15 protein-coding genes are annotated in these 17,764 nt (G+C 66.1%); 9 read left to right on the top strand and 6 right to left on the bottom strand.

Annotation, left to right across the window (positions count from 1 at the left end; genetic code table 11):
- Window positions 1-215 precede the first annotated feature (215 nt).
- From A5659_RS19075 to A5659_RS19040, 8 genes are all read left to right on the top strand, one after another.
- A complete protein-coding gene (locus A5659_RS19075) occupies window positions 216-1,637 on the top strand; it encodes a condensation domain-containing protein (protein ID WP_066877449.1) in 1,422 nt (473 codons plus the stop codon).
- Between the two features lie 118 nt (window positions 1,638-1,755).
- Complete coding sequence (locus A5659_RS19070) at window positions 1,756-4,779, top strand: RND family transporter (RefSeq protein ID WP_082972545.1); 3,024 nt, start codon at window positions 1,756-1,758, stop codon at window positions 4,777-4,779.
- A 56-nt stretch (window positions 4,780-4,835) separates the two neighbouring features.
- Window positions 4,836-5,954: an acyltransferase PE gene (pe, locus tag A5659_RS19065; protein ID WP_066877419.1), complete on the top strand. Its 1,119-nt coding sequence runs from the start codon at window positions 4,836-4,838 to the stop codon at window positions 5,952-5,954.
- A gap of 11 nt (window positions 5,955-5,965) precedes the next feature.
- Window positions 5,966-7,702 (top strand): AMP-binding protein, encoded by a 1,737-nt coding sequence (locus A5659_RS19060; protein WP_082972546.1) that lies wholly within the window; start codon window positions 5,966-5,968, stop codon window positions 7,700-7,702.
- Window positions 7,703-7,733: 31 nt separating this feature from the next.
- Window positions 7,734-8,384: a GAP family protein gene (locus tag A5659_RS19055; protein ID WP_067143301.1), complete on the top strand. Its 651-nt coding sequence runs from the start codon at window positions 7,734-7,736 to the stop codon at window positions 8,382-8,384.
- Window positions 8,385-8,453: 69 nt separating this feature from the next.
- On the top strand, window positions 8,454-9,512 hold the full coding sequence (locus tag A5659_RS19050) for a dihydrodipicolinate reductase (protein WP_067143304.1): 1,059 nt from the start codon (window positions 8,454-8,456) through the stop codon (window positions 9,510-9,512).
- Between the two features lie 137 nt (window positions 9,513-9,649).
- Entirely contained in the window at window positions 9,650-10,117 is a 468-nt protein-coding gene (locus A5659_RS19045) for an MmpS family transport accessory protein (RefSeq protein WP_197498087.1), read from the top strand.
- A complete protein-coding gene (locus A5659_RS19040) occupies window positions 10,114-13,014 on the top strand; it encodes an RND family transporter (RefSeq protein WP_066877423.1) in 2,901 nt (966 codons plus the stop codon). The genes A5659_RS19045 and A5659_RS19040 overlap by 4 nt, the downstream gene beginning before the upstream one ends.
- 20 nt (window positions 13,015-13,034) lie before the next feature.
- Here the strand turns inward: A5659_RS19040 and A5659_RS19035 are convergent, their stop codons facing one another.
- The 6 genes from A5659_RS19035 to A5659_RS28620 form a co-directional block, all read right to left on the bottom strand.
- Entirely contained in the window at window positions 13,035-13,868 is an 834-nt protein-coding gene (locus A5659_RS19035) for a DegV family protein (protein ID WP_067143288.1), read from the bottom strand.
- A 5-nt stretch (window positions 13,869-13,873) separates the two neighbouring features.
- A complete protein-coding gene (gene octT, locus A5659_RS19030; protein WP_067183410.1) occupies window positions 13,874-14,698 on the bottom strand; it encodes a diglucosylglycerate octanoyltransferase in 825 nt (274 codons plus the stop codon).
- Window positions 14,688-15,362, bottom strand: coding sequence for a glucosyl-3-phosphoglycerate phosphatase (gpgP, locus tag A5659_RS19025; protein WP_066867107.1), 675 nt, complete (start codon window positions 15,360-15,362; stop codon window positions 14,688-14,690). Before gpgP ends, octT begins: the two co-directional genes overlap by 11 nt.
- Window positions 15,359-15,754, bottom strand: coding sequence for a ribosome silencing factor (gene rsfS, locus A5659_RS19020; RefSeq protein ID WP_066867105.1), 396 nt, complete (start codon window positions 15,752-15,754; stop codon window positions 15,359-15,361). The genes gpgP and rsfS overlap by 4 nt, the downstream gene beginning before the upstream one ends.
- A complete protein-coding gene (gene nadD / locus A5659_RS19015; protein ID WP_082972548.1) occupies window positions 15,751-16,419 on the bottom strand; it encodes a nicotinate-nucleotide adenylyltransferase in 669 nt (222 codons plus the stop codon). Before nadD ends, rsfS begins: the two co-directional genes overlap by 4 nt.
- A 67-nt stretch (window positions 16,420-16,486) precedes the next feature.
- Window positions 16,487-17,557, bottom strand: a complete 1,071-nt coding sequence (locus A5659_RS28620) for an amidase (protein WP_231997901.1) — start codon at window positions 17,555-17,557, stop codon at window positions 16,487-16,489.
- Between A5659_RS28620 and A5659_RS28230 the strand changes: the two genes are divergently transcribed.
- A partial coding sequence (locus A5659_RS28230) for an amidase family protein (protein WP_255364651.1) occupies window positions 17,477-17,764 on the top strand: 288 nt, incomplete at its 3' end. The genes A5659_RS28620 and A5659_RS28230 overlap by 81 nt on opposite strands.

Raw genomic sequence — 17,764 nt, 5'->3', positions numbered from 1 at the left:
CGCCGTCCCCGCAGCGCCGCACCGCGCAACGACAGCCGGTGTGACTGCCGCCCTGCGTCCCCGTCCGGCCGTTCGATCGCCACAACGGCCTGCCGGATCCGTGAGCGAGTGTAGGCGGTGGCTCGCGCACGCCTGCGACGGCGATCACTCGGAGGGTTTATCTTGGTCTCGCCGCCAGGGTGGCCGTGGTCGTTGCAACCGAGGAGGACGAAGTTTTGCGCATCGGGAAGATTACGATCGGCGCACTCGGTGATTGGACGGTGACGCCCGGGTCGGTGATCTCCTGGCACCCGACGGCCGCGGCGACCGAAAAGGTCAGGCACGCGCCGGTCAGCTCCGTGCCGGTCAGCTACATGCAGAGCCAGCATCTTCGCAATTACTGTGAACGGACCGCCGCGGGGCTGAATTTCTCCCGCCAGATCATCGCTACCTGTGAAGTGCCCGGGACGTGTGACGTTGCCGCCATGAACCACGCCGTCAACGCGTATCTGCGCCGGCACGACACGTTCCGCAGCTGGTTCGAGCACACCGGTGACGGAGAATTCATCAGGCATACCGTCGACGATGCCGACGCTATCGAATTCGCCCCGATCGAGCACGGTGAGATGACTCCCGACGAAATACACGCTCACGTCGTGGCCATTCCGAATCCGCTGGAGTGGGGCTGCTTCACCTTCGGGATCATTCAAAGCGAAGACCGCTTCACATTCTTTGCCGCCATGGATCATGTCCACGGGGACGCGACGTTGATTGGCACCACGATGATGGAGGCCAACGGCATGTACACCGCGTTGAGCGGCGGCGGGCAGGCCCTCACCCTTCCCGATGCCGGCAGCTTCGATGATTTCTGCACCCGCGAACGCGAGTACACGTCAACGCTGACCGTAGATTCCCCCGAGGTGCGCGCGTGGATTGACTTCGCCGAAAACAACGATGGCGGCTTTCCCGAGTTCCCGCTCCCGCTGGGCGACCCGCAGGACTCCAGTAGCAGCGACATGACGTCCGAACTCCTGATGGACGCGGCACAGACCGAACGGTTCGAATCGGCCTGCGCGGCGGCCGGCGCACGGTTTGTCGGCGGCCTGTTCGCCTGCCTCGCCTTGGTGGAGCACGAATTCACGGGTGCCCTCACGTATTACGGGCTTACTCCCAGGGATTCCCGCAAAGCCACCGACAATTTCATGACGCAGGGTTGGTTCACCGGTTTGATCCCCATCACCGTGCCCATAGCTGCCGCCTCGTTCGGCGATGCCGCGTGGGCGGCGCAGGCGTCCTTCGATTCGAATCTGGATATGGCGAAAGTTCCCTATTACCGCGTGTTGGAACTCGCGCCGTGGTTGCGCTGGCCGCAACCAAACTTTCCGGTGTCGAATTTCTTTCATGGCGGCGCCGCTCCGCTCAATGCCATTCTCGCCGCGGCCGACATGGGGTTGGCGAACAACATCGGAATCTATCCCGACGGCCGATATTCATACCAGCTGACCATTTACATATTCCGCTACGGGGAAGGCACGTTCATGGCGATCATGCACCCGGACAACCCGGTCGCCCGGAAATCGGTTGTCCGCTACCTGGAGGCGATGAAGTCGGTCTGCGTGCGGGTCGCCGGCAGCGGGAGCTGGGGACGCGTCGCGTAGCGTGGAGCACTTCGATGGCTCGTGAGGCGAATTTGCGTGGTGTGACCGGGCTCGGGCGGGTGCGGCCGAGAGTCCCCGGCGGGCACGCCCGACGGCGCCGAGCGGGGATGAGGGCGATATGCGACGGCTAGCCGATTTCGTGGTGCGGTGGCCCTGGGCAGTGGTGGGGATCTGGATTGCGATCGCCGCCGCGCTACCCCTGACTTTTCCGTCGCTGGGCGAGATGGCCGAGAAGCATCCGCTTGCCATCCTGCCCAGCGATGCGCCCTCGAGCGTGACCGCTCGAAAGATGACCGAGGCGTTTCACGAGTCGGGCTCAGAAAACCTGCTGTTGGTGGTGTTGACCGACGACAAGGGGCTTGGCCCGGCCGACGAGGCCGCTTACGGCAAAGTGGTGGACGCGCTGCGCCGCGACACGCGAGATGTCGTGATGCTGCAGGACTTCGCCAGCACGCCGGCGTTGCGCTCCGTCGTCACCAGCAAGGATCACAAGGCGTGGGTGCTGCCGGTCGGCGTCGCTGGTGAGTTGGGCACGCCCCGCTCGTACGCCGCCTTCAACCGGATCGGCGAAATCGTCAAGGGGGCGCTCACCGGCACATCGCTGACGGCAAACCTCACCGGCCCCGCGGCGACCGTCGCCGACCTCACCGACGCGGGCGCTCGGGACCGGATGCCGATCGAGTTGGCGATCGCGGTGATGGTCCTGATCGTCCTGCTGGTGATCTACCGCAGCGCGGTCACCATGCTGCTGCCGTTGCTGACGATCGGGATATCCCTGGTGATCGCGCAGGCGGTGGTAGCGGGCTACTCCCAACTGACCGGCTCGGGCGTCTCGAACCAGTCCGTTGTGTTCTTGAGCGCCATAATGGCCGGAGCCGGAACCGATTACGCCGTCTTTCTGATCAGCCGCTATCACGATTACCTGCGGTCGGGCGCGACTCCCGATCAGGCGGTCAAGCGCGCCATGTTCTCGATCGGAAAGGTGATCGCCGCATCCGCGGCCACCGTCGGTGTCACCTTCCTGCTGATCAGCTTCGCCCGGATGGGTGTGTTCAAAACGGTCGGCGCGTCGTCGGCGATCGGGATCGGTGTGGCATTCCTCGCCGCGTTGACGTTGCTGCCGGCAGTCCTGGTGCTTGCGGGACGGCGCGGCTTGGTCAAGCCGCGGCGCGAGCTGACCGCCCGGTTCTGGCGGCGGTCGGGCATCCGCATCGTGCGACGACCGAGGGTCAACCTGGTTGCCAGCGTGCTCGTGTTGATCATCCTGGCCAGCTGTGCCGGCCTGGTGCGATACAACTACGACGATCGCAAGGCGCTGCGGGCGTCCGCCCCGAGCTCCATCGGGTATGCCGCGCTGGATCGTCACTTCCCGGTGAATCAGTCGATCCCGCAGTACATTTTGGTCCAGTCCCCGCACGACCTTCGCACGCCGAAGGCGCTCGCGGACTTGGAGCAAATGGCGGACCGGGTCAGTCAATTGCCGAATGTTGCTGCGGTCAGCGGCATTACGCGTCCCACCGGCAACGTGCCCGAACAATTCAGGGCCACCTATCAAGCGGGCGCTATCGGCACCCTGCTGGCCGGCGGGTCCACGCTGATCAAAGACCACACAGGCGACCTCAACCGGCTGGTAGATGGGGCCGGGACGTTGGCCGACAACCTCGGCAACATGCGGGGCCAGGTCATCCAGCTCGCCGCCGGCGTCCAGGAGCTGGAGACCGCCTTCTCGTCGACGAAGAACCAGTACACCGGCGACGCGCTGGTGAAAGAGGTCGATCTCGCGGCCCAGCTCGTGGACCATGTCAACGCGCTCAGCAACAACATGGGCTGGAACTTCTCGGCGGCCAAGAACATGTTCGCCTGGATCGGCCCGGTGCTGGGGGCGCTACAGGGCAACCCCCGATGCGACGTCGACCCCTCGTGCAGCGCCACCCGCGGGACATTCGAGCAACTGGTCGGTTCGCGCGATCAAGCAGACCTCGACGCCATCAATGACTTGGCGCACCAGCTGCAGGAATACCCGGACAAGCACGCGCTGAAAGCGTCGGCAGACCGCCTGCGCGCCGCATTGGCAAAGCTCACCACCGTGCTGCATTCGCTGGGGATGGACAAACCCGGTGGTCTGCAGTCGAACCTGAACACCTTGCAAGATGGCGCTAACCGTTTCGCCGGTGGCAGCCGGCAAATCGCCGACGCGGTGGCTCAGGTCGTCGACCAAGTCAAACAGCTCGGCAGCGGGCTCAACGACTCAGCGGCGTTTCTGTTGTCGCTGAAACGCGACGCGGCGCAACCGGCCATGGCCGGATTCAACATCCCACCCCAGCTCCTGCACTTGGCGGAATTCCAGAAGGCAGCCAAGGCATTCATCTCGCCGGACGGTCACTCGGTGCGCTACCTGGTCCAGACCAAACTCAATCCGTTCAGCACCGAGGCCATGGATCAGGTCAACGCGATCGAAGCGGCCGCGCGGGGGGCCCAGCCGAACACCGCGCTCGCGGACGCGACGGTGTCGATGGCCGGATACACCGTCGCGCTCAAGGACACGCGCGACTACTACCAGCACGACATCCGGTTCATCATCACGGTGACCCTGCTGGTGGTGCTGGTGACCCTGATCGCGCTGCTGCGCGCGATCGTCGCTCCGCTGTATCTCGTTGCCTCCGTGGTTATTTCGTATTTGTCGGCGGTGGGAATCGGGGTACTGGTGGTGCAATACCTGCTGGGTCAGCAATTGCATTGGAGTGTGCCGCCGCTGGCATTCGTGGTGCTGGTCGCGGTGGGTGCCGACTACAACATGCTGCTCGTCTCGCGCATGCGGGAGGAGTCGCCGCGCAGCATGCGTTACGGCATCATCCGGACCCTGGGTTCGACGGGCGGGGTGATCACTGCGGCGGGTCTGATCTTTGCCGCCTCGATGTGTGGCCTGTTGTTCTCCAGCATCAGCACCGTGGTCCAGGGCGGTTTCGTGATCGGGGTGGGAATTTTGCTGGACACCTTCTTGGTGCGCACCATCACGGTTCCCGCCATCGCCGCCCTGGTCGGCCGGGCGAATTGGTGGCCCTCCCGAGCGGGCGCGCCAGTGGGAGCCCGGCGGCCGGCGCCGCGGTTACCGGAGGGACGCGCCGAGGCGCAGCCCGGTTAGCACCCGTAGGGGATGTGTGTGAGACTACGAGGCGGATTCGAGCGGTAGGAGTTGGGATGAAGAAACTGCTCGCAGGTGTTACGGCGCTGGTAACCGTAGCTGCCACAGGGTGTTTCGGCGTCAATACCGCGACGGCTGACGACGCGCCGATCGGCGGGCCGCCGACCCCGGGGGCGCCGGGCGACCAGACGGCATTCGCCCTCGGCGGCGCTCACGTCCTAGGCATCCCCTACGACGAGTACATCCGGCAGGAGGGCGCCCAGTGGTTCCCCGGCCAGCAGCGCGAAATCGTCCGCTACCCGGCAGGACAGGTGCAGGGGCACGTGCTGGAGCGACTCTTCCCGGGTATCGGCAAGATCGGTGAGGGGCTGTTGCCCGGACTGGGTCTGGACGGCCCAAGCGTCGGCGAGTCGGTCGACGTGGGGGTGAACAACCTCGATGCCGCGATCCGCACCGGCCGCCCGGGCACGGCGATCGGCTTGTCCGAGGGCGGGTTCGTGGTCGACGGCGAACAGGCCCGGCTGGCGAATGACCCGGCCGCTCCCCCGCCGGACAGACTGAACTTCGCCACGTTCGGTGACCCCATTGGGCATCACGCCTTCGGGCAGAGCTTCCTGACCGCCATGTTTCCGGTCGGCAGTGTGGTTCCCGCGCTCGACTACACTATGCCGCCTCAGTACGAAAGCCAGTACGACACAAACAGATTCGTGGCGGCGTACGACTCGATCGCGGACTTCCCCGACCGGCCCGACAACATGTTCGCTTTGGCGAACACGCTGCTAGGGCTGGCCACCGGTCACACGGCGGTGGCTTTCACCAACCCGAGCATGGTGCCCCCGCAAAACATCAGGACCACGATCAACTCCAGGGGCGCCAAAGACACGACGATCATGGTCCCGGAGAAGCACCTTCCGCTCGTCATGCCGCTCAAATACATCGGGATCGACGAAGGCACGCTGGACAAGCTGGACGCCATCCTGATTCCCCGGGTGAATGCGGGTTACGCGCGAAACGACGACCCGGCGACGGCCCCGGTCCAGGTGGACCCGGTGCACGGCTTCGACCCGGCGGAAGTCACCGCGCCGGCCAACCAGGCAACCTTCGGCGGCGGCGCCGATCCCCTTTCCCAGATCCTCAGCGGCGCCACTTCGGTGTTGTCCCACGGCACCGGCTAGACAACGCGCCTATGTCTGGATCATCGATTCTTGCCATGCTGCACGGGCGTGCCAGCCTGCGGCCCAACGACGTGGCGTACACGTTCACCGATTACTCCGACGACGCCGACGGCGTTGCGCAGAGCCTCACGTGGTCGCAATTATCCCGCCGGACCTTCAACGTGGCGGGCGAGCTCGGCCAGCACGGTTCGGTCGGTGACAGGGCGGTAATCCTGGCGCCGCAGGGCCTCGACTACATCGCGGCGTTCCTGGGATCGATGCAGGCCGGGCTCATCGCGGTTCCGCTTCCGCTGCCGCATCGCGGCTCGAGCGACGAGCGGGTCAGCGCCGTCCTCGCCGATACGTCACCGTCGATCGTGCTCACCACGTCCGCGGTCGCCGAAGATGTCGCCGAGTACGTCGATCGGGCGCGCATGGATGATGTCCCGAAGATCGTCGAAATCGATTCGATGAATCTGGACGCCGATCGCCAAACCGCCGTTCCGGCAACCGTTTTGCCCGACGTCGCGTATCTGCAATACAGCTCGGGTTCGACCCGAACCCCGACCGGTGTGATGATTTCGCACCACAACCTGCAGGTGAATTTCGAGCAGCTGATGCGCAGCTTCTTCGCCGACTCCCGCAGAAAAGCCCCGTCGGACACCACGATCGTCTCGTGGCTGCCCTTCTACCACGACATGGGTTTGGTGCTGGGCGTGTGCGCGCCGATCCTGGGCGGCTGGCGCGGTGAGCTGATGAGTCCCGTCGCGTTCTTGGAGCGGCCGGCCAGATGGGTGCGATCCCTGGCCGCGAACACGTCTTCGTGGTCGGCCGCCCCCAACTTCGCCTTCGACCTGGCGGCCCGCAAGACCAGCGACCGTGACCTGGCCGGACTCGACCTCGGCGGGGTGCTGGGCATCATCAGCGGCGCCGAACGCGTCGAGCCGACCACCCTGAGCCGCTTCGTCGATCGGTTCGCGCACTTCAACTTTCGGGACGACATGATGCGTCCGTCCTACGGCTTGGCGGAGGCAACCGTCTTCGTGGCCAGTGGCACCTGGAGTGACGAGGCGACGGTTCACTTCGATATCGACGAGCTGTCCGCGGGCCGGGCAAAGCCGTGCGCGGCTGGCGCCGGCTCGTCGCTGGTGAAATACGAGCTGCCGCAATCCCCGGCACTGCGAATCGTCGACGGCGACACCGACAGCGAGTGCCCGCCGGGGGTGGTCGGCGAGATCTGGGTGTGCGGCGCCAACGTGGCCGAGGGGTACTGGCGCAAGCCGCCGGCAGAACAGCGCTGCTTCGGCGCGACGCTCGTCGACCCGTCGCCGGGTACGCCCGACGGGCCATGGCTGAAGACCGGTGACCTGGGTTTCATCCACGAGGGTGGACTGTTCATCGTCGGGCGCATCAAGGACCTGCTGATCATCCGGGGACGAAATCACCATCCCGAGGACATCGAGGCGACGGTCCAGGAGATCACCGGCGGTCGGGTCGCGGCGATATCGGTTCCGGTGAACAGCACCGAGAAGCTCGTCACCGTCATCGAGTACAAGAAGCGAGGCGACTCCACCGAGGCGGCCATGCACTCGCTGACCTCCGTCAAACGCGACGTCACCTCGGCGATTTCCAATGCGCACGGTGTGAATGTGGGAGACCTCGTGCTGGTGCCGCCCGGCTCGATTCCCACCACCACCAGCGGCAAGATCCGGCGCGCCGCCTGCGTCGAGCAGTACCGCCGGCAGCAATTCGCCCGGTTGGACGCCTGAGCCGGGGCTACGGGCGCGCGCCACGATGCCGATGTTGGTGACCGTCCTGGTGATGGCGCTGGCCGTCAGCGTCGAACCGTTCCGAGTCGGAATGACCGTGGTCATGCTGAACAGGCCCAGACCGGCGCTGCAACTGCTCGCGTTCCTGTCCGGCGGTTTCGCCATGGGAACGGCGGTGGGGCTGGTTGTCTTGTTCGCCTTCCGACGCGCCATGCTGGGCTCGAACTACTTCGCGTTGCCCAAGGTGCAGATTGTGGTCGGCCTGCTGGCGCTGACGGTCGCGGCGGTCGTGGCCGCGAATCTCCCCGCGCGGTTGGGTGCGCGGCCGACGGGATTGGCCTCGCCGGTCCAACGTTTGCTGAGCCGGCATTCGCTGGCGGTCGCCGGCATCGCCGGTCTCGGCATCGCATTGCCGTCGGTCGACTACCTTGCCGCGCTGGCCGTCATTCTGGCCTCCGGGGCGACGGCCCTGACGCAGGTCGCGGTGCTGTTGATGTTCAACGCCGTGTCCTTCGCCCTGATCGAGATTCCGCTGCTGGCCCACCTGCTGGCGCCCGAGGCGACCGCCACGCGGGTGGCGGCGCTGCATGACTGGATTCGCTCGCGTCGGCGCGTCGACGTTGCGCTCCTGCTCGCCGCGGCCGGTTGCGCTTTCCTCGCGGTCGGCGCGGCCGGCCTTTGACCCTTCGCCAACCGACGCGTCGCCGCTGAGAAGATAATGAGTCCAATCCGCACCGGCAAAGGAGCCGCGATGAGCAAGGTAAGCACCGACCGTCCGCTACGCGTGATCCAGTGGACGACCGGGAACATCGGTCGGCGTTCGCTGCACGCCATCATCGGGCGACCCGACCTGGAACTGGCCGGCGTGTACGCACACGGCGCCGACAAGGTCGGCGTCGACGCCGCCGACCTGGCGGGCTGGCCGGAGCCGACTGGGGTGCGGGCGACCAACGACATCGATGCGCTGCTGGCCCTGGGCGCCGACGCGTGTTGCTATAACCCGTTGTGGCCCAACATCGATGAGCTGGTGCGGCTGCTGGAATCTGGAGTCAACGTGTGCACCAGCGCCGCGTGGATCACCGGCGGAAAGCAGACACCGCAGGACCGCAAACGCATCGAAGATGCTTGCCGGAAAGGCAATTCGACAATCTTCGGCAGCGGTGCGCACCCCGGCATGACGAACATGGTGGGCATGGTGCTGTCCGCATCGTGTGAGCGCGTCGACGAGATCCGGATCACCGAGTCGGTGGACTGCTCGACCTATGAATCGGCGGAAACCCAGACGGCCATGGGCTTTTCGCAGGATCCGGATACCCCCGGGCTGGCCGAGAACGTCCGGCGCGAAAGCGAGGTGTTCGCGGAGTCGGCGGCGATGATGGCCGACGCGATCGGGGCGAAGCTGGACAAGATGACCTTCGACGTCACCTTCACCGCGGCCACCGACGACTCCGATCTGGGCTTCATGAAGATCCCCGCCGGAACGGTCGGCAGCGTCTACGGCTACCACCGCGGCTGGGTCGGTGACCGCAACGTCGTCAGCGTCGGGTTCAACTGGACCATGGGCAGTCACGTCGTCCCGCCCAAGCCCCTGGAGCACGGGCACGTCATTCAGGTGTTCGGGCTGCCCAACATGCGAACCGTGTTGCACTGCCTGCCGCCCAAAGACTGGACAGAGCCCGGATTCATGGGGCTGGGAATGATCTACACCGCGATGCCGGTTACCAATGCCGTCCCGGCGGTGGTGGCCGCCGAGCCGGGAATCGTCACGCTGGCGGATTTGCCGCCGGTCACCGGTCGGCTCGCGCACTAGCGTATGCCGTACGCCACAGGTGGTGGCCCCAGGAGGAACGCTTGCGTGCACTAAGGTTAATATCCCCAACTGAGCAAATGTTCCGTTGACAGTGGTGTCGTCGGCGACGGTTGGTGAGCTTTGCGGAAGGCGGTCAGGTGGTGGCTAGTCCAGACTCGGGTACCCGCCCCGGCCTTCTCAGCCGCGTATTGAGACGAGCGTGGATCCCGCTGGTGCTGGTGGTCGTTCTGTCACTGTCGGCGCTCATCGTGTCGCGACTGCACAAGATCTTCGGCTCGGAAGATCTCAACGCAAACGCCGGCAAGGGGATCGAAATCGTGCAGTTCAACCCGAAGGTCGTCGTCTACGAAATCTCCGGTGCCCCGGGCACCACGGCGAACATCAACTACTGGGACGAGAACGCCAACACGCATCAGGTCAACAACGCTGCCCTGCCCTGGTCGACCACCATCTCGACCACGCTGCCCTCGGTGAGCGCAAACATCATGGCGCAGAGCGACGGCAGCACGATCAGCTGCAAAATCACCGTGGACGGCATTGTCCGGGACAACCAGAACTCCGCCGGCCATAACGCCCAGACCTTCTGCCTGGTGAAGTCCGCATGAGCGACGTGCACAATCAGACCGAGCGCGACCTGAGCGCCGCCGACACCGGCCCGATCGGCACCAGGGGGTTGTCGAAGGCCGAGCGCGGCCATCGGCCCTACCTCCCCCACGCAATCCGCATCTTCGCGATACCGATCATCATCGGCTGGGTCGCGATCACCGTGTTGGTGAACGTCATCGTGCCCACGCTGGAGAAAGTCGGCGAGGCGCACTCGGCGCCGATGACACCGCTCGACGCGCCGTCGATGAAGGCGATGATGCGCCTGGGCCATAACTTTCACGAGTTCGACTCCAACAGCACCGTCATGATCGTGCTGGAGGGTCAGCATCCGCTGGGCCCCGACGCGCACCAGTATTACGACAAGCTGATCCGGCAACTTCGCCAGGATCCCAAGCACATTCAGCACATTCAGGACTTCTGGGGCGACCGGCTGACGGCCGCGGGCGCGCAGAGCGCCGACGCCAAGAGCGCCTATGTGCAGGTGAACCTCGCCGGTAACCAGGGCACCACGCTGGCCAACGAGTCGGTGGACGCCGTGCGCAAGGTCATCGACGAGAACAAGGCGCCGCCCGGTGTGAAGGCCTATGTCACCGGTCCCGCTGCGCTGTCCGACGACATGCACATCATCGGTAACGCCAGCCTGGCCAAGATCACGCTGTTCACCCTTGGTGCCATCGCGATCATGTTGCTGCTGGTCTACCGGTCCATCGTCACCACGCTCGTGCAGCTGTTCATGACCTTTGTCGCGCTGGCCTGTTCGCGCGGGGTGGTCGCGGTTCTGGCGTATCACAACGCATTCGGGCTCACCACCTTCGCGGCCAACATCCTCACCATGCTGGCCATCGCCGCGGGAACGGACTACGGCATCTTCCTCGTCGGCCGCTACCAGGAGGCGCTGGCCGCCGGCGAGGATCGAGAAGAGGCGTACTACACCACATTCAAGGGCGTCGCCCCGGTGGTGTTGGGTTCGGGCCTGACAATCGCGGGCGCGACCTATTGCCTGAGCTTTTCGCGGCTGCCGTGGTTCAACACCATGGGCGCGCCCGTGGCGATCGGCATGCTGGTCGTGGTGCTCGCCGGTATCACGCTGGGCCCCGCGGTGGTTTTTGTCGGCAGCCGCTTCCACCTGTTCGAAAGGCAGGCCAAGCGTGGTCGGCTGTGGCGCCGGGTGGGCACCGCCGTGGTGCGTTGGCCCGCACCGGTTTTGGCCGTCAGCGCGGCCATCGTGCTGGTCGGCATGATCGCCCTGCCGAGCTTCCACACCAGCTACAACGACCGCCACTACCTGCCGCTGTCAGCCCCGTCCAATCAGGGGCAAGAGGCCGCGAATCGGCACTTCTCCGAAGCGCGGATGAACCCCGACCTGTTGATGGTCGAGTCCGACCACGACATGCGCAACCCGGCCGACATGCTGGTATTGGACCGGGTGGCCAAGAACGAGATGCGCACGCTGGGCATCGCCATGGTCCAGGACATCACCCGGCCGCTGGGCATTCCGATCCAGCACAGCTCGATCCCGTTCCAGAACAGCGTCCAAAGCCAGACGACGATGCAGAACATGAGCTTTCTCAAGGAGCGCATGAACGACATCCTCAAGATGGCCGATGATCTGCAAACCCAGATCGACACCACGCAGCGCCAATACGAGGTGTCGCTGGATCTGGCCAACGCCGCCGACGACAGCGCGAAGACCACGGCCGTGACGTCGCAGATCACCGACACCCTGCGCGACCACATCGCCGACTTCGACGACACCTTCCGCCCGGTCCGCACGTACTTCTACTGGGAGAAGCACTGCTACGACATCCCGCTGTGCTACGGGCTGCGGTCCCTGTTCGACACTTTGGATGGCTTCGATCAGCTCGCGGAGCAGTTCCATTACCTCACGGGCGACATCCAGCACACCGCCAAAGCAACCCATGATCTGAATGCGTTGTTCCCCACGCTGATCACCACGCTGAAGACCACCCGGGGCATCACGCTGACGCTCTACCAGACGTTCAAGGCGATGATCAATCAGATGGAGGCGATGAGCAATACCGCCATCGTGATGGGGCAGAGCTTCGACGCGTCGAAGAACGACGACTTCTTCTACCTGCCGCCGGAAGCCTTCGACAACCCCGATTTCCAGACGGGTCTTCGGATGTTCTTGTCACCGGACGGTAAGTCGGCGCGGTTCTTCATCACCCATCAGGGCGACCCGATGTCGCCGGAGGGTATCGCGCGGGTCGATGCCGAACGCACCGCCGCGCAGGAGGGGCTGAAGCAATCCTCGCTCTCGGATGCCCGGGTGTATCTCGGCGGAACCGCCGCGACGTTCAAGGACATGGCAGACGGCGAGAAATACGACCTGATGATCGCCGTGGTGTCGGCCCTCACGCTGATCTTCATGATCATGCTGCTGCTGACCCGCAGCGTGGTGGCCGCACTGGTGATCGTCGGCACCGCGGCCAGCTCGATCGCGGCGTCTTTCGGTCTGTCCGTGCTGATTTGGCAGGACCTATTCGGCATCAGGATCCACTGGATCGTGATGGCGCTGTCGGTCATCATCCTGCTGGCCGTGGGATCCGACTACAACCTGCTGCTCGTTTCCCGGTTCCGCGAAGAGATCCATCGCGGGCTCAAGACCGGGATCATCCGGTCGATGGCCGGTACCGGCGGTGTGGTGACGGCGGCGGGTCTGGTGTTCGCCTTCACCATGGCGTCCATGTTGGGCAGCGATCTGCGGGTGCTCGGTCAGTTCGGGTCGACCGTGTGCATCGGTCTGCTGCTCGACACGCTGGTGGTGCGCACGCTGCTGATGCCCTCGATCGCCACCCTGCTCGGACGGTGGTTCTGGTGGCCGCAGGTGGTGCACCCCCGTGGGGATAACGCACGACGGCCGGTGAGCGCCTGATTCGTTAGTGGCGCCCGCAACTACTCCGGCGGCAGCGCCACGCTCACCGCGACCGCGCCCGCACCGACATGCAGCGCGAGCACCGGTCCCAGCTCGGTGATGATCGCCGGTTCGCACGCCGGCAGCCGCTCGCCCAGCGCTGAGGCCACCTCCCGGGCGCCATCCGGGTTGTCGACGTGATGCACCGCCAGGGCGGCGGCATCGTTGCCGACGACCTGGCAGACCCGGTCGATCATTGCCTCGGTGGCATGGCTGACGGTGCGGACCCGTTGGGCCAGAACGAGTTTGCCGTCATCGATACGCAACAGCGGCTTGAGCGCCAGCGCGGTGCCCAGCCACGCCTTCGCCCCGCCGATGCGTCCGCTGCGGCGCAGGTTGTCCAGGCGGTGCACCACGATGAAGGCATGCCCGCGGTCCACGGCCGCGTGCGCGGCGTCCGCGACGGCGTCGAGGCTTGCACCGTCGGCCGCCGCCCGCGCCGCGGCCAGCGCGACGAAGCCGGTGCCCATCGCGGCCGACTTCGAGTCGACGACCCGCACGTTCGGGTCCAAGTCGGCCGCGGTGCGTTCGGCGGCCCGGCACGTTCCCGACAGCGCCGACGAAATGTGTACGGCCACAACGCCGTCGGCGCCGCTGTCGGCCAGCGCCTGCTGATAGGCGTCGGCGAGTTCGGCCGGGGTGGCCGCCGCGGTGGTGGCCGCCAGTTTGTAGATGTCATCGGGAACGTCGTCCACACCGTCACGCAGATCCGCGCCGTCGAGCAAGATGTGCAGCGGAACGACCCGGATTCCCCACTTTTCAAGCAGGTCGGCCGGCAGCCGTGCCGACGAGTCGGTCACCACCATGACGGTCACCAGCGCTACCCGCGGGGCTTCTCGTTGGGCACGCCGGCCTGATTGCGCGGCGCCTCCTCATCGCGCTGCGCGTCCCCCGCAAGCGGGAGGTGCCCCCGCTGCATCGTTGCCACGCCGGCCTCGGCGAGCGCCTTGAGCATCAACTCCGCGACCGCCTGGTGGGCTTCGAAGTTCCAGTGAATCCCGTCCGGGTTTCCCCGACCGCTCATCACCTGTTCGGCGACAGCGGCTTTCAGATCGACCAGGGGCACGTTGTGGTTTTGCGCCCATTCGGTGATGGCGGCCGCCGTGCCCGCGCGGCCGTGGTGGGCCCGGCCGTAGGTGTCGGCGATGTGCACCGACGGCAGCGACGACACGATCGGAATACCGGGCCGGTTGAAATCGATTGCGCCACGGGTCTGTTCGAGGTAGTCCGCACTCAGGTGTGGTGGCAGCGCCGATCTGGCCACCGGCGAGAGCCTGGGCTGCAGCCAGCCATAGCCGTCGCGAACCCAGCGCCGCAGCCACGGCGGCCGCACATAGCGGATCAGCTCGCGCAGCGCGGTGGGCAATACCGACGGCAGCGAATCCATGCCGCCGGTCGCGAAGATGACCGCGCCCGCCCTCGGTAGCGCCGCCCACGCCCGCGGGTCCTGGGTCGCCGCCCACCAGATGTCGCGGCACGTCCAGCCGATGCGGCCGATCAGCTCGACGTCCCAACCCAGCTGCGCAGCGACGATATTCGGCCAGATCCGGGGATCGTCGGCGGGCAGCCCTCCCGTCGGGCCGTAGTAGGCCAGGGAGTCGGCGAATATCAGCAGGGTGGGCTTCGGCGGCCGCTCAGAGGACATCGTTGGACACCTGCGCCGAAGCGTTCCACACATCCAGACGCCAACGGATGCTGTCGAATTCGTCGGCCGGATCGTCGTTGTGGCCGGACAGCTGCACCCAGCTGGCATTGCCCATGCCACCCAGGATCGGCCAATTGGCGACGGGAAGCTTCAACAGCGCGGCCGACAAAGCGGCGATCAGCCCGCCGTGGGCCACCAGCACCACCGGGCGATCGGGCCCGTCGGGCTCGCCCCACTCCGGCTCGCCGGTCACCAGTTCGGCAACCAAGGGTACGCTGCGAGCGGCGACGTCGACCCTGCTCTCACCGCCGTGCGGTGCCCAGGTGGCGTCTTCGCGCCAGGCCAGCCGGGCGCCGGGGGCCTGTTCGTCGACCTCGGTGTGCGTCATTCCCTGCCAGTCGCCGAGATGGGTTTCCCGCAATCGCTGGTCGACCCGGATCGGCAGGCCGGTCAGCTCCCCCAACCTGACCGCCGTGTCGTAGGCGCGATGCAGATCCGACGACACGATGAGCAACGGCTGCAGTTTGCCCAGCACCTCGGCGGCCGCGACGGCCTGGGCCCGGCCGAGTTCGCTGAGTTCGGAATCCAGCTGACCCTGCATCCGGCTGCCGGCGTTGAACTCGGTTTGCCCGTGCCGCAACATGATCAGACGACGGACCCTCATGACGCACCCGACTCATCGGAGTTGGCGCGGCCCTCATCGAGGTCTACCGGCACCACCGGGCAGTCACTCCACAGCCGGTCGAGGGCATAGAAGTCGCGGTCCTCCTGGTGCTGAATGTGGACGACGATGTCGCGGTAGTCCAGCAGCGTCCAGCGGCCTTCCCTGGTTCCCTCGCGACGCGCCGGCTTGTAACCGGCCTTGCGCATCTTCTCCTCGACCTCGTCGACGATGGCGTTGACCTGTCGCTCGTTGGAGGCCGAGGCGATCACGAAGCAGTCCGTGATGGCCAACTGCGCGGAGACGTCGATGACGATGACATCGTCGGCAAGCTTCGACGCGGCGGCACCGGCGGCCACCGTGGCCATGTCGATGGCCTCCTGGGTGGCGCTCATGGGTGATCCCCTGCGCTCAGGCGTGTTTCGCTGGCCGGCACCGGCGGCACGACGTCGTCGCGGTAGAGCCGGCGCTTGGAGACGTACTGCACGACGCCGTCGGGCATCAGGTACCACAGCGGGCGGCGCTGCGCCGCGCGGCGGCGGCAATCGGTCGAGGAGATGGCCAGCGCCGGGATCTCGACGAGGGTCAGCGCGTCGTCGGGCAGCTCACCGAGCACGCCGGTGACGTGTTCGCGGCGCAGCTCGTAACCGGGCCGGCTGACCCCGATGAAGCGGGCCAGCTCGAACGCCGTCTCCCAGCCCTGCCACGACAGAATGGAGGCCAGCGCGTCGGCCCCGGTGATGAAGTACAGCTCGGAGTCCGGGTTGAGAGCGTGCAGGTCGCGCAAAGTGTCCTTGGTGTAGGTGGGGCCGGCGCGGTCGATGTCGACCCGGCTGACCGTGAAACGGGGATTGGACGCCGTGGCGATCACCGTCATCAGGTACCGGTCCTCGGCGGCCGAGACGTGCCGGTCCTTCTGCCAGGGCTGGCCGCTGGGCACGAACACCACTTGGTCGAGGTCGAACAGGTCGGCGACCTCACTGGCGGCAACCAGGTGGCCGTAATGGATGGGGTCGAACGTCCCACCCATCACCCCTAACCTGCGAAGCTGCTTTTGCACGATTTGCCAGCTTACTTGAGCCGGTGTTACGGCCCGATTTCCCTGGTCGGGCGGCGGCGCTGCGACCCTATCCCGGCATCGGGTCGATCGGTGAGACTGGTGTACCCACAGCTTCGATCGCTTCTCCGGCGGCCAGACACAGGTCCTCGCGGTAGCGGCCCGCAACGATCTGCACGCCGACCGGCGTGCTGCCGAGCAGACTGGTCGACACGGTCAGTGCCGGCAGCCCGAGGTAGGGCAAACCGAGCTGGGTGAGCTGTGCGGCCCATACCCGCGCGAAGGCGGCGTCGCCTTGCATATCGAGATGGTTCGCGAAGGGCAGCTCGGCGCTGACCGGTATCACCAGGACAGAGTAATTCTCGAACAGCGTCAGCCAGTCACGCAGAAGTGTGGCTCGGCGACTCAGCGACTTGGAGAACGCGGTCAGGTCGAAAGCGACGGCTTGCTCGCGCAGACGCGCCAGCACATTCAACGCGCCCGGGTCGCCCTCCCGTTGGGCGGCCGCAAGCTTGTCGTCGTACCCGTCAAGGAACGCGAGTTTGGTTTGCGCATCGGCTGCTTCGGCGAGTGGCGGGGTGGTGGCCAGCTCGTCCACGTCCCACGCCGCGGCTTTGAGCCGCTCGGCCGCGTCGCGGACCGCTTGCGCCACTTCAGGTCTGGTGCCAAGCCCGTCCGGCGCCACGCAGAAAGCCGCTCGCCTGGCCACAGGGGGCGGACCTGACAGGGGCGCGGGCACCCACCACGGGTCGCGGGCGTCTCGAGCCGCCATCGCCGCGAATGCCAGCCGGAGGTCGGCGACGCTGCGCGCTAACGGGCCTGAAACTCGCCCGAGCTGGGCGCCGATGGTCGGTTCGGGGAGAGAGGCGTTGAACGCGGGGACGCGGCCAAGTGTCGGGCGCAACCCGTGTATCCCACACGCGTACGCCGGATAGCGGATCGAACCTGCGATGTCGGTTCCGTGGGCAATCGCGCCGATGCCCGCCGTGACTGCCGCGGCGGCCCCGCCCGACGAGCCACCAGGGGTTAGGTCCGCGTTCCGTGGGTTGCGGGTTTCCCCGTGCAATTGATTCGAGGTGAACCAACGGAGGCAGAATGCGGGCGCATTCGTCCGGCCGATGAGCACCGCACCGCTCTTCAGAAGATTGTCGACGACGGGGCTGTTGGTTGTGGCGATGAGGTTGGACCGCTGGCCGGTGTGCCGGTAACGGTGAAGATCAACGTCGACCAGGCCGGCTACGCCACCACCGACGGCGTGACGCTACAGCGTGACCTCATCGCCACAACCAACAGCCCCGTCGTCGACAATCTTCTGAAGAGCGGTGCGGTGCTCATCGGCCGGACGAAT

The sequence above is a fragment of the Mycobacterium sp. 1165196.3 genome, assembly GCF_001673415.1.
Classification (GTDB): Bacteria; Actinomycetota; Actinomycetes; order Mycobacteriales; family Mycobacteriaceae; genus Mycobacterium; species Mycobacterium europaeum_A.
Note: the sequence above shows the minus strand (reverse complement) of the source record. Positions and strands in the feature narration are given on the sequence as shown.